Here is a 13007-nt window from a genome sequence, read left to right as displayed (position 1 = left end):
CAATTACTCCTTGTCATGAGCGTCTGGTTTATCTGGAAGTTTTGAAATTAAATCAGGGTAATTATTAAACGGATTCATATTAAGAAGCAGAGTCTTAGCTTGAGCCGGGGGAATTCCCTTGCGAAGAACCATACTCCCATAAACGACAGACAGAACAGTCTCAACTGCAGAAGGATCACCTGCAAATCCTGTTCGAGGAGTCTCGCGAGCCTCGGTTGTATCCAGCCAGATTCTTTGTACGGGGATTGTTTCTTCGATGATGCGCAGCATTGCCCGAATTTGTGGTTCGATGGCTCTGGCATCCTCCAGCACCGATTTTATGAGTGGATGCTCTGAGTCGATACGATAGCGAATGCCACCTTTAAAATGTTCTGTGTGCCATGCCTGAACTAGTGGCTCATTATTACCAGTACGCAGCGGTTGTCCTCGATGGGCAAATACACGTCGCGCTCTCTCGCGAGTATCTTCCGCCAGCCTGGTAAGTCGCTCACGGATTGACACAGGTGGGCGTGCACTTGACTTGCGCACATCGATTTTCCATTCGGCATCCGCAGTATTGGGAATATCCAGCCTGATCCTGGCTAGACGATGAGCTTCTTCCTTTGTCCAGGAGCGTCCACGTCCCAGACCCAACCAGCTACCGGAAACAAGCAATCTTTCGTTTCTGTAGACATAAAATCCCTGCTGAGCAGTCCAGCCATCCGGACCCGCAGCAGAGTCGTGATCACGTAATGCCATACGATCTTTATGAGGAAGTACATGACATCTAACTTCTACATATCCATATTCTGTTAGTATACGTTCGGTTGGTGACGACCATGTAGCCGGGTGCCCCGTAAGAAAAGGATCCCAGGGGTCGATATGTTTTCCATTGAGGAATATTTGAAGCCGATTTCCAGATAAGAATCGATGAAAAACCATTGCCAAATGACGTTCTACCCGATCTATGAGATCAAGAAAATCTTGTTCACAAAAACTTGAGGCAATGATTCTGTCTAGGGTTTCCCACAAGACAATAGTGCCAGTATTCTCGGTAGCATATAGCGGTGTAAGAAACTCAATTGAATTTTCGTCTGACCCTTCAAGAAGGTGCCAGCCATCATCTTCGCATGCCGCAAGCACATCAAGATCCCACCTCAGGCAGTTCAATTTTCCAGCTTTGCGACTGGCGACTGTCAGCCTGCGGCATTGGGAAAAAGAGGCAGTTTTGAGGCCCAATCCAAATCGCCCTAAATCATGAGATTGACGTTCAACGACTGGATTTCTTTCTCCTAATCGCATGGCAAGGTCAAGTTCGCAGTCATTCATTCCATTTCCGTTATCGAGAATAGAGATAACTGATTGCTTTCCATTCCACTTAAACAAAATTTCTACTTTGCTTGCGTTGGCTGCAATGCTGTTATCAATGATGTCCGCCAAAGCTGTAGCCGGTGAGTAGCCCAATCCCCGAAGTGCTTCAAGCATTGCTACTGCCTTTGGAGGGGCATTTCGCGAGTTATTCGGATTTTTCATCTTCCTTTGCTTCGTCCTGTTTTTTTTGTTTGGGGATTTCAATAAAATCTCTGAGGCTTTCAGCTCTTGAGGGCCCCCTCAATTTACGTAATGCCTTGGCCTCAATTTGCCTAATGCGCTCTCGCGTAACCATAAAGACCTGTCCAATTTCCTCTAGAGTATGTTCCTCACTATCATCCACTCCAAATCGTAAACGAAGCACTTCCGATTCTTTGGGCTCTAGTGTATCCAGCATGCGATCCAATTCGTCGTGAAGCGCAATCTGCATTACAAATTCGTCAGGAGTTGGGGCGGCGGAAAAAAAGAATTCTGAGTTCACAACATATTCAATACCCAATGAATCAATCGGGATTATTTCAGAAGTTGCTCTCAATGCTTTTGTCACCTTTTCCATTGGGAGCGACAATTGTTTTGCAATGCTGGCTGCATCGGCAGTCAGCCCAGTAGTCTGCTCAATTCTTTCTCTGGCCCATTCGACTTGATTGACTGATTCGATCATATGCACTGGAATACGAATCAAGCGCGCCTGATCGGCAATCGCACGAGTTATTGATTGTCGTATCCACCAAGTAGCATAGGTTGAAAATTTGAAACCACGTCGATAATCGAACTTCTCGACGGCTTTGATCAGGCCAAGATTGCCTTCCTGAATCAGGTCCAGGAAGTCCAATCCTCTATGCACATATTTTCTGGCGATCGAGTAAACAAGCCGAAGATTGGACTCAACCATTCGGGATTTCGCTCTTTTTACTTTATCAAGTGCAACTTCAAGAGCAGAATAGGCTGCTGGATCAGTTTTGGATTGACCCAGTCTGTTGCAAAGATCTTCCAAAAATGCCCATGACAATCCGATTTTTCGCAAGGAGTCGAGCATGATGCAATTGTTTTCCTTTGATAAATGAGGAAGTAAGGCGCGAATTGTTTCGATTTGAACTGTTAAGTCAGAGATGGGTTTCTCATCAATATCTTCGTTATCATCATGAAAATGGTAGCCATCATCGGCTGGGCCATCATCTTCAGACTGAATGATGGTCTCCCGATTAACCATTGTGTCCAACGGCAATTCATTCATCAGAATTTTATTAGCTACACAAAGAATTTCAGTTATCGCAGGGAAAGAGCCCGAAATTGCAATGAGAGCCTCCTCCAGCCCCTTCTCAATAATGTTGCCAATTTCAGCCTCACCTTCTCTAGAAAGCAGGCTCACTGCTTTTGCCATGTCTTTTTCGTAGAGTCTTTGAGGTTCGATGTTTTGGGAAGTCAGTTCACTCAGCAAGGACAAAGCCTCTTTAGCAGTGTCTTCGATATCCTCGTCCAAGGGAATAGGAATATCAGGTTGCAGCCATTCGACATCCTCTATAATCACCCCCAGTTCTTCCAGAATAAAGACGAGGCGCCTCTCGAACTCAATATCTAAATTTCCTTGATCGTCCAGGGCAACATCTTCAATCCACCGCCGTGATGCATGGCTTTCTTGCAGAGCGACAAGGAACAGGTGTTGCACTGCGCTACGAATTTCATCGTTCCAGACTCGTCTGTGATTTTGTTGACTGTCAGTCAGGTCAATGTCTACATCAGACCAGTCTTCGTCATAGTCGATTGGGGTGTGAGCAGAAATAGCACGATGAGTTGCTGAAACCATGGATAGGCATTCATCATCATGAGGCGGAGGAGGTGAATCTTCTTCTGATTCCCAGCCTGAAAGATCAAATGCTTCATCAGAAGACTTTAACTGATCGAGTTTTTCGCATTCACTTGATTCATGATGCGATTGGATTACCCCGGTATCTAAATTTTTATCAAGTTCGGACAGACTCTTTTTTAACAATTCAGCAAGACTGTCCATGTTCTTGCTCAATGCAATAGTGAGTGCATCATTTCCCTCGTTGTCCTGCGTTCGAGGGTCGGCGCCGGCCTCAAGAAGAATCATGCAGGTTTCAGTATGTCCTTTAGATGCCGCAAGAATAAGTGGTGAACGTCCCTTTTCATCGATAGCATTGACTTCGATTCCGCGACGGATATGCAGGCGAACAGCAGCTTGAACACCGGAGAGCACTGCCATTTTGAGGAGTGGGTTTAAGAGTTTTCCCGGTTTCAGAAATACATCATTCACATCATATCGTCCATAGTAAAGTAGTAGTGAGGATTGAACTCACTTTCTCTCCGTGGGTGAAGCGTATCCTGGAGCAATGGCTGCACTCTCGACACCATAGAGAGCTAAATGATCTTTCAGCCAGAGCCTATGTTCAGGGCCATGAAGACTATGATCCGGCGAGCAGTCAACACACCACTTGCGAAGCACGTATCCGGCAATGGTACCGCGCATCTTTAACTTCAACTCACCATCAATCATGCCATAGTCCATTTCGGTAATCTCGGGACGCGGTTGATTCGGGTGTGGCACAAGATCTAGCTCAACTATTCTCGACCACTGAATATCCTCATTTTGGCACTCGCAGGGATCGACTTTATCCTCTCGCATCACGATTGGTTGCCGGATTCGGCTGATTACAAAATCCCGGAAGTTTTGCGTATTCCGGTCAAATGCTCGCACGTGCCAACGTAGGCCATTATCAATCAAGGCAAATGGAATGATTTCCCGTTCGGTTTTACCGCTGGAGATGGAGTGATAGACAATTTTAAGAGGACACTCGTTATGAATGGCTCTGGTAACGCTGGCAAGAATCTCCAGATCACAATGGGCTAATCGCGAAGGTATTTCACATGCGATCCATGGGCTGAACCGCGCAGGTTCACCGTCACCATAACCCTGTGAAAGCCAAGTAAGCACACGCTCTGGCGGAAAATCGAATACCGGTTTAAAACCCTCTCCAACCGTGTATATTTTGTTTTTAGTGTTGTAATCAAGATTATCCGGGGCAAGTTCCTTATAAAATCCAATATCTCTTGTTGCGGCAGCAGCCTGAATTCCAAATCTGGTAGTCAAATCCTGACGACGTATTTCGCCAAGAAAGTGCAATCGCAATTCGATAAATGCGAGGCGATCACGTTGAGTTTGGGTTAAGTCTTTAACTTGCTTGAATGTCATTCAGATTTTGAACTTGCGGTTGATGATCATTTAATGATGGTAATCCATGTCATCATAAAAGTCTATAATCCGCATCATTTTGATGCGGACTTGCGCTTTTCAGTCTTGAACTTCATGAGCATGAAGAATGGCTTTAGCTATTTGATTTTATGAACTAATTAATGCCTATCTGAATTCCTTCCATTGTTTTGTACAAAAGATGAGTAATTTTTCAGTTTTTGTACAACTCAGCCAAAAAATTATCTTCAAAATATCAAATCAGGACCAAATAGATACCAACTCCAGGATTTTTGGCGAATTATCGAAATATTTTTTAGCAATACACCTAAAAAAATCTAATTAGGCACTTTAAGGTCGTTTTTTCGATGTGATCGATAAAAAATTGTTGTTGGATTTTGCAAAAAATCACGAATTAGCAATTTATTGCAGGTTTGCCATCAAAAATTTCCAGGACAATGATTCCAATTGAATCCAATACTGTCGTTTACAGTTTGCAGAATCAATTTTTGAGGCGATTACTCATTTATTTTGGATTTTATTTAGGGATATTGCAGCAAATTGCAAATTCAATATTTGCAGCAATACAGTTGCCAACACCTTTATTGCAGAATGGGTACAGGAAAAAGCTATCGATTAATAACTGAATCAAAGCGTCCATTAACACATTTTGGCAATTTTAACCGTTCTAAAGATGCCGTATTTGGCCATCTCTGTCAGCAAAAAATTATTTTTTTTATTGCAAAATTTTACCCAACTCGAATATTGCACCTATCTGGATCAAGGAGTACCTGAATGTCCAAACTACCCGAAACCGGTTATCTACGCCTGGCGCAAATCATAGGCAATGCCAAAGTCAATCCGCCGATACCGGCTCTGATTCCGGTCAGTAAATCCACTTGGTGGGCTGGTGTTAAATCCGGCCGATTTCCGACGCCGATTAAACTCGGGCTTCGTATCACGGTCTGGCGAGTGGAAGACATCCGTGATTTGATTACGCGGTTGGCGCTTGATGCGGCAGCGCAATAGCAAAAAGCTGCCACCATTCGGCAAGGCTTTGGCTGACAAGCTGCAATCTGCTGTTCCGCCTTGGCTGGTGATTGTCTGTATCGGCAATGGATGCTGGCAGCGCGCCCGGCATTGGCAACAAAATCCCAGTGTTTGGGCTTTGGTGATGCCGGCGTCCGATTCGCCCTTGGATTATCTCTGGCAAGTGCAGGCTTTATGCGTGCTGGTGGACAGGGATTTGGGCGTGTCCTGTGCGCAGATAATGCAACTGGTCAAGGTGCTGCTGGTTTTCGGTGCTTTTCAGGTAACGGTTTATCCGCGCGGGGTGGATTTTTCTTTGCCGGCTTATGTATATGATGCCAGCAAGCCGGTGGGTGAGCGTTGGGTGCAGGTACGGGAGCAGATTGTCACCTATCCAGGTCTATCCGGGAGGGAGGGATGATATTTCTGCCTGAGACGCTGGATCTGGATGAGGCGGAGTTGGCGTTATTGCAGCAGGAAGTGGCTATGGCCAAGCCGGTCAAGCAATTGTCGTTTGCCGATCTGCAGTTGCCTTGTTATCTGGTCGAGGATGAGAGTTTTGAGCTCAACGGGCAACGCCGTGCCGGGGTGTGGTATTGCTATCAGACGGAAGCCAATCAGCGCCGATCTGCCACACAGCATGTGGTTCGAATTTGTTCGCCATTGTATATCGATGCGGTGACCAATAGCGAGGATGGCCGCTATTTTGGCCGTTTGCTACGCTATAAAGACACCTTTGGCAACTGGCGGAAATGGCCGATGCCAATGGAATTGTTGCGCGGTTCCGGCGAGGAAATCCGCGGCGAATTGTTGGCGTTCGGTGTGGAAATCGAATGGAAGCAGCGGCATCGGTTGATGGATTATCTGCAATCCTTCGTGCCGCCTAAAGTGGTGACGTCAGTGACACGTACCGGCTGGACAGCCAAAGGTCATTCCTTTGTGCTGCCGGGCAGTATTATCGGCGCTCAGGATGTGTTTTTGCAAAGTGACGGTATAAGTCATATCAATACTATAGGTTGCGGCGGCGATTTCCGGCAATGGCAAAGCCTTGCAGCGTGTTGTATAGGCAATCCGATTTTGATTGTTTCAGTCTGCGTGGCTTTGGCTGGGCCATTATTGGCGAAAGTACATCATGATTCCGGCGGCATACACTGGACAGGTGATTCCAGTAGCGGCAAAACCACGGCCTTACAATTGGCGGCATCGGTTTGGGGCGATCAGCATTTTAAACGCAGTTGGCGGGCAACCGCCAATGGCCTGGAAAGCATAGCCGTCGCTTTGTCCGATACCTGTTTATGCCTGGATGAAATCAATGAGGCCGATCCTCAGGAAGTGGGCAGTATTGTGTATTGCCTGGGCAACGGTACCGGCAAAACCAGGGCCAACAAGCTTGGCGCTGCCAAACAGGTACAGCATTGGCGGCTTTCCATTTTGTCTTCCGGTGAGAGGCCGGTTAACAAAGTATTGGAGGAAAACGGTAAACAGGCCAAGGCCGGTCAATTATTGCGCTTACTGAGTATCCGCGCCAACCGTCAATTCGGCTTGTTTGATGATCTGCACCATTTCCAGGATGGCCGGGAGTTTTCCAATTATCTGAAGCAGCAATGTGCCAGACATTACGGCCATGCCGGTATCAAGTTTGTTGAATACTTGATCAGCCAAGGCGATGAAGACTTTATCGAGACATTGTCCATACTGGAAGCGCAGTTTACCCATACCGATCCGCAATCGGCCAGAGTGGCGTCCCGATTTGCCGTGTATGCCATGGCTGGTGAACTGGCTAGCGAAGCCGGTATTTTACCTTGGCAATCCGGCGTCGCGCTGCAAGCCTGCCAGTTGATCTACCGGCAATGGCAAACCGAACGCGGTCATGGCTTGACCGAAAGCCAGCAAATATTGCAGAACGTTCGTACTTATATCCTTAAATTCGGCGATACCCGCTTTACCGATAAAAACAATCCGGAAGAAAAGCCGCGTGGCGACCGTTCCGGTTGGTATATGGATCAAGGCGAAGAGCGGATTTATTTGTTCAGCGGCGAGGAGTTGGAAATCGCCGGCGGCAAATTCGGCCTGACCCGCATCCTGGATGCCCTGGAAGAAGCCCACTGGATCGCCGACCGCTATTCCGACAAGCGTTACAAGAAAATTACCATCAAGGGCCATGGCAAGCTTTGCCTCTATTGCATCTCACCCAGGGAGGAAGAGGCGCATGCTTGAGGGATTGTTCAGCCAGCTTTCAAACCAAACGGCAAATGTTCCCCCGGCTGTTTTACAAAAATCGTTCAGGGAACCGTTGAAAGCCGCTGTTTACAAGGGAAGTTCCCCGGTTCCCCCGATTCACCGGCATAACAAGCAATATCCAAATTTACAAACATTGTCCGATCAGGACAGGCAGAAAATTCTGGATTATCTGACCGCCATTGGTGAAACGGATCAGAAAGTTATTCAGGAAATGTTGCAAATCTGTGCGGTTGATGCCGATAAGCGGATTTGGATGCTGCAATGGGCTGAACAGCATCTGCCGAAACCACCTGTTGAACTTCTTGATGACCGGCATTATTGCCGGGAGTGCCTGCATCTAAAGAACAAGAGGTGTCAAAAGCAGGATTTCAGGCCTGTTGATGATGTTCCGAGGCGGTGTGGTGATTATCAGGGATTAACCTTTTGATCGGGTTCGGGATAAGGTTTTAAATATTAAGCAAATTAGTTGATAAAAACTAGAATTTATAAGATATAACGAATAGGCTATTTTGCTTCAAAGTTTGATAAAATATCACACAATTCTGGAAAAAATTTGAAAAATTTAATCAAATGCTGATCAATATTATTTGTATCGAATAGCATTTTTAGTTGAGCTTGCAATTAGTTATCTAATTCCTTGTTTGGAGTTATGAATTATGCGTGAAACTTTTCAGCGAATGGAGTTTTTCGAGACGTACTACTACGCTAACGTGATTCATAACGTTCTCGAAAATACTTGGCCATACTTGAGGAATTTGAACAGTTGGCGAGAGTGTAAAACAATCCGTGTAAACTGCGGTTAAATTTAATTGGGCATGCGGTCTGGAAACATAATCATAAACTGATTAATAGCCGGCTTCCAATCGCGCAATGGCATGGACCATTTTTTAGAGGCATTCTCGATTGCCAAATAAATGACTTTCATAGCCGAATCGTCATTGGGGAACAGTTTCCGTTGATTGATGGCTTTTCTAATCACGCTATTGATCGATTCAATGGCATTGGTGGTGTAAATGATTTTCCGGATCGCGTCAGGGTAATCGAAGAATGCGATCAAGTTGGCCCAGTGGTTGCGCCAGGAGCGACTGATGGAGGGGTATTGGCCGTCCCATTGCGCGGCAAAGGCTTCCAATTCCTGTTCTGCTTCAGTCACGGTAACGGACTGGTAGATTTTCCGGAGCCCGGCGGCGACGGTTTTGCGGTCTTTCCAGGACACGAAACGCAAGGAATTGCGCACCCTATGCACGATACAGAGTTGGACTTGTGTGCTTGGGAAAGCGGCGGCGATCGCTTCCGGAAAACCGGTTAAGCCATCGACACAGGCAATGAGCACATCCTTGACGCCGCGGTTTTTCAGTTCGGTCAGGACCGACAGCCAGAATTTGGCGCCTTCATTTTCGGACAGCCACAGACCCAGCAACTCCTTTCTGCCTTCCAGGGTGACGCCGAGCGCCAGGTAAACGGCTTTGTTGATGACTCGCTTGTCCTGCCGGATTTTGACGACAATGCAGTCCAGATAGAGGATAGGATAGAGCGCATCCAAGGGTCGGGATTGCCACTCGATCACTTTGCCCAGTACCGCTTCCGTGACATTAGACACCAGGGTGGGCGAGATATCGGCGCCATAGAGTTCGCGGAAGGTTTCGACGATATCTCGCGTGCTCATGCCCTTGGCATACAAGGTCAGAATCTTATCGTCAAAATGACTCAAGCGGGTTTGATGCTTGGTGACCAGCGGCGGCTCGAAGCTGCCGTTACGATCGCGTGGGGTGTCAATCTCAATGACCCCGTGTCCGCTTTTCAGCTTTTTTGTGCCATAACCGTTGCGACTATTGCCGGAACCATAGCCTTCGGGAGAAGGCTTGGCATACCCTAAATGGGCATCCATTTCGGCATTCAGCGAGGCTTCTACCGTGATTTTCAGTAAATCCTGAGTCAGTGCCGCTAAATCACGCTCTGACTTAACGCCACGGGCCAAATCTTGTCAAGCGGCAACCATCGTGGGGTCTTTAATAATATCGCTCATTTTCTGCTCTCCTTGAGAGAAGTTTACTACACTGAAAATAAGCGGTTACACGGAATTATTTACACCCTCATACGGCCATACAATACAGCCGCGGGACCTTTGAGCACTTCAATGCTTTGCAGATTGCCGACATCGAATTCCCCTGGAAATCCGTCGTTACCAAAGAGCAATCCATTCCGGTAAACCCTGTCATTTTGAAAGCCGCGAATAATGAAGCCAGTGCCAAGACCCAATGTCGGCCGCGCCCGCACGCCACTGACGTTTTCCAGCGCATCCTTGATGCGCGTGCTTTTCTGGTCATCCATTACGGTCCTTGGCACGATTTGCAGCGACACTGGTGTTTCGATGAGCGGCGTGTCGGTCTTGGTAGCTGTGCTGGAATTACGAATGGCGTAGTTCTTGTTATAAGGATCGGTCGAATCATATTCCGCCGCGCCCGTCACCGTCATTGGCGGCAGTTCGACGTTTCCCGAAGCCGGGGCCGATGCCCGCTTTGTACTTTTCTCCACCGTAATCGTATCCCCCGCCGTTTTCCGATACTCCAACCCGGAATCGGCCAGCATGATGCGCAGCGCCTGTTCCGGCGTGTGCCGGCCGGACACCGGGCGCGACCGTAAAGCGCCGACCGCGCCGGCCTGATACAGTAAACGCAGGCCGGCGCGGTCGGCCAGTTCGGTCAAGGCGCTGTCCATCGGCTGCGCCGGGATGTCGAAGGTTTGCAGGGCGGAGCCGGCCAGCGCCGGCATGCCGAAACCGCCGGCGAGCAACGCCGAGGCGATACAGGCGGGCAATAATCGATTATCGCCGGGCTTTGCTTTGTCGTTTCGATGTCTGGTTTCCATGTTTTCCCCTTAACAATGAAGCGGCAAAATAACGCCGCGTATGGGTTAAGACGGATCAGCGGGAAAATCTTGTAATCGGTATCCGAATTTTTATATGCGCCATTTCAAAGCGCCGGCCGCCTTTGACAAGGGAAAATGGAGCACCTATTCTTAGCCATGCCTAGCCAAGCTATGAGGATTGTATGATGCAAGTCAATATACTCGAGGCTAAAAATAGCCTCTCCAGCCTGATCGTTGCCGCCGAGCGGGATGAAGAAGTGATCATCGCGCGCAACGGCAAACCTGTCGCCAGAATCGTCAAATACGAAGCGCCCAAGGTAGCCGCTCCCGGCGCCTGGCGCGGCAAGGCCGGCTATGCCGCCGATTGGAATTCCGCCGGGAACAACGCGGAAGTCGAACGTCTGTTTACGGAAGACGATGACGCGTCTGCTGCTTGATACCTCGTTTACGACTGGCTGATGGGAGAAGTGCCGGACCGTGCACTCATCGAACGGATTCAGGCCGAAGGCGCCTGGGTCAGCGCGGTAAATGGCGATCAAGAACGGCCTGGGCAGAATGCCCTTGCCTTCCGGCAAAGTCGCCGAAGACATTCAGGCGCAAGGTTTTCGATGGTTGAACGTTACGCCGTACCACGCCCAGACGCTGTTTGAATTGGGCGCTCGCTATAAAGGCCCTTTTGACCGCTTGTTGCTCGCTCAAGCGAAATACGAGAATCTATGGATTGTGACTTACGATGCAATCTTTCAGGCTTATCTCGATGAAGTCATTATCGTAAAAAAATAATGCAAATTTATCCTGCAAGCATGGGGCCCAATATCGTTAAGATAAGCCGGAATCAGGGCGCTTAGGATTTCGCCAGAAATAACTTCCCCTTTTTGAAAAAGGGGGGATCGAGGGGGATTTGTTTGATAAATCTCCCCCGGCCCCTCTTTTTCAAAGAGGGGAGTGAATCATCCCCGGAGCAACGTCAGCCACGGCGTGATGCGGGTGATGTTGACCGGCAGAATGTCGGCGATCATGTCCAACGCGGCGGCGGGGTCGCCCACGGGAAAGACGCCGGTGACGCGCAAGGTTTCGAGCCCGCCGTTGACGATCACCATGCGGCCGGGATAATAGCGATCCAATTCGGCGACCACCGCCGCCAACGGCTGGTTTTTAAAGATCAGCTTGCCGCGCCGCCAGGCCGACATCTGCTTGGGGTCGATCGCAACAGGGGCTTCGAATCCGTGTTCCGGGCTGTAGCGGGCTTGCTGTCCGGCATTGACCCGGCTCGATTCCGGATAATCCTTGTCATCAAGTCCTTTGACGCCGACGGCGTGCTCCTCGACCGTCACGCGCGTGCCCCGGCTATCTTCCCAAACCTCAAATACGGTGCCCAAGGCCTTGACGACGGCGGTGCCGGTGGCGACCTCAAACGGCCTGGCGGGATCTTTGGCCACGGTAAATACCGCTTGCCCGCGATGCAAGGCGATATGCCTGCCGGCGGCGTCGAAGGCGACCGAGAACGCGGTGTCGGTATTCAGCGCGACCTGGCTGCCGTCCGCGAGGATGACATGTTTCTGCTCGCCGACGCCGGTGGAATAATCGCTGAACCAACGTTCGCCGAAGCCTAAAAACTGAATCGCCGACGCGGCCAGAAGCAGGCCAGCGGCTAAACCGGCCCATTGCCGGCCGTGGGATCGGCCGCGCCGGGTTCCGGCGGGGATTTTCCGGAGGCCGGCGGCAGGCGGCGCGCTCGCCAGCATGGCGTTCCCCATCTCCAACCACAGCTGTTCGGCCTCGGCAAACGCCTTGCGGTGCGAGGGACTGCGGCTTTGCCAAGCCTTGGCCTCGGCAAAATCCTCAGCGGCCGCCTTGCCGGAATTCAGCCGGATCACCCAATCGATGGCCTGATCGGATAGGGCGGTAATTTCTGAAACCGGGGCTTTGGACATGGCGATAATGGGACACTTTTATGATGGTTATTATGACGGATCAATAAAGAATTGTTGCCATTATAAAGCAGTTGAGCCGTTAAACGGGGAAACACGAGGCAATGCCGTTACCGTGAAAATACATTTTCATTCCGAAGGGTGAACGGTGATTTTCATGACTGTTAAGTTACCGTCATCTCGGCATGGATTGCCGAGATCCAGACTACAGGGATGTATTAAAGCTCGCCATCCCTAGCACCTGGACTCCGGCATTCCTTGCCGGAATGACGAATTCTCCCCCTTAACCAACGGCATTGGAATACGAGAAAGCCCGCCCGCGCTTTTACCTATTCAACGGCGCTTTTCAGAACCAAGCCAACGCCTGCGTTATCGTCAAA

At 49.2% G+C, this 13007-nt stretch carries 12 protein-coding genes; 6 read left to right on the top strand and 6 right to left on the bottom strand.

Features of this window, described 5'->3' with window-relative positions; translation table 11 throughout:
• Nucleotides 1–3: 3 nt before the first annotated feature.
• Genes CC94_RS0115590 through CC94_RS0115580 form a run of 3 tightly spaced genes read right to left on the bottom strand, consistent with a single transcriptional unit; the run spans nt 4 to nt 4561 of the window.
• Nucleotides 4–1512 carry an ATP-binding protein gene (locus CC94_RS0115590; RefSeq protein ID WP_215731681.1) on the bottom strand — a complete coding sequence of 503 codons (1509 nt, stop codon included), beginning with the start codon at nt 1510–1512 and terminating at the stop codon, nt 4–6.
• A complete protein-coding gene (locus CC94_RS22465; protein WP_157203451.1) occupies nt 1496–3625 on the bottom strand; it encodes a sigma-70 family RNA polymerase sigma factor in 2130 nt (709 codons plus the stop codon). The genes CC94_RS0115590 and CC94_RS22465 overlap by 17 nt, the downstream gene beginning before the upstream one ends.
• A 39-nt stretch (nt 3626–3664) precedes the next feature.
• Nucleotides 3665–4561 (bottom strand): WYL domain-containing protein, encoded by an 897-nt coding sequence (locus CC94_RS0115580; RefSeq protein WP_031431515.1) that lies wholly within the window; start codon nt 4559–4561, stop codon nt 3665–3667.
• Nucleotides 4562–5353: 792 nt separating this feature from the next.
• Here CC94_RS0115580 and CC94_RS0115570 point away from each other — a divergent pair.
• Genes CC94_RS0115570 through CC94_RS23195 form a run of 4 tightly spaced genes read left to right on the top strand, consistent with a single transcriptional unit; the run spans nt 5354 to nt 8255 of the window.
• Nucleotides 5354–5587 (top strand): helix-turn-helix transcriptional regulator, encoded by a 234-nt coding sequence (locus CC94_RS0115570; RefSeq protein ID WP_031431514.1) that lies wholly within the window; start codon nt 5354–5356, stop codon nt 5585–5587.
• Nucleotides 5571–6008 (top strand): hypothetical protein, encoded by a 438-nt coding sequence (locus CC94_RS0115565; protein ID WP_051911515.1) that lies wholly within the window; start codon nt 5571–5573, stop codon nt 6006–6008. The genes CC94_RS0115570 and CC94_RS0115565 overlap by 17 nt, the downstream gene beginning before the upstream one ends.
• Nucleotides 6005–7804, top strand: a complete 1800-nt coding sequence (locus CC94_RS0115560; protein WP_051911514.1) for a DUF927 domain-containing protein — start codon at nt 6005–6007, stop codon at nt 7802–7804. Before CC94_RS0115565 ends, CC94_RS0115560 begins: the two co-directional genes overlap by 4 nt.
• The gene (locus tag CC94_RS23195; protein ID WP_245619765.1) at nt 7797–8255 is read left to right on the top strand and encodes a hypothetical protein; all 459 of its coding nucleotides are present in this window, start codon (nt 7797–7799) and stop codon (nt 8253–8255) included. Before CC94_RS0115560 ends, CC94_RS23195 begins: the two co-directional genes overlap by 8 nt.
• 378 nt (nt 8256–8633) lie before the next feature.
• On the opposite strand, the gene CC94_RS0115550 is transcribed toward CC94_RS23195, so the two are convergent.
• Entirely contained in the window at nt 8634–9806 is a 1173-nt protein-coding gene (locus CC94_RS0115550) for an IS256 family transposase (RefSeq protein WP_031430785.1), read from the bottom strand.
• A gap of 107 nt (nt 9807–9913) precedes the next feature.
• On the bottom strand, nt 9914–10696 hold the full coding sequence (locus CC94_RS0115545; protein ID WP_031431510.1) for a TonB-dependent receptor: 783 nt from the start codon (nt 10694–10696) through the stop codon (nt 9914–9916).
• Between the two features lie 185 nt (nt 10697–10881).
• On the opposite strand from CC94_RS0115545, the gene CC94_RS0115540 reads away from it, so the two are divergent.
• Together CC94_RS0115540 and CC94_RS21680 are read left to right on the top strand one after the other, a co-directional pair.
• Nucleotides 10882–11133 carry a type II toxin-antitoxin system Phd/YefM family antitoxin gene (locus CC94_RS0115540; RefSeq protein WP_031431509.1) on the top strand — a complete coding sequence of 84 codons (252 nt, stop codon included), beginning with the start codon at nt 10882–10884 and terminating at the stop codon, nt 11131–11133.
• Nucleotides 11134–11224: 91 nt separating this feature from the next.
• Nucleotides 11225–11479: a PIN domain-containing protein gene (locus CC94_RS21680; protein ID WP_245549494.1), complete on the top strand. Its 255-nt coding sequence runs from the start codon at nt 11225–11227 to the stop codon at nt 11477–11479.
• Nucleotides 11480–11646: 167 nt separating this feature from the next.
• On the opposite strand, the gene CC94_RS0115530 is transcribed toward CC94_RS21680, so the two are convergent.
• Nucleotides 11647–12630: a FecR family protein gene (locus CC94_RS0115530; protein WP_005371257.1), complete on the bottom strand. Its 984-nt coding sequence runs from the start codon at nt 12628–12630 to the stop codon at nt 11647–11649.
• Nucleotides 12631–13007 lie beyond the last annotated feature (377 nt).

Source organism: Methylomicrobium agile, assembly GCF_000733855.1.
GTDB classification, from domain to species: Bacteria; Pseudomonadota; Gammaproteobacteria; order Methylococcales; family Methylomonadaceae; genus Methylomicrobium; species Methylomicrobium agile.
This window is presented reverse-complemented; position numbering and strand designations above follow the sequence as displayed.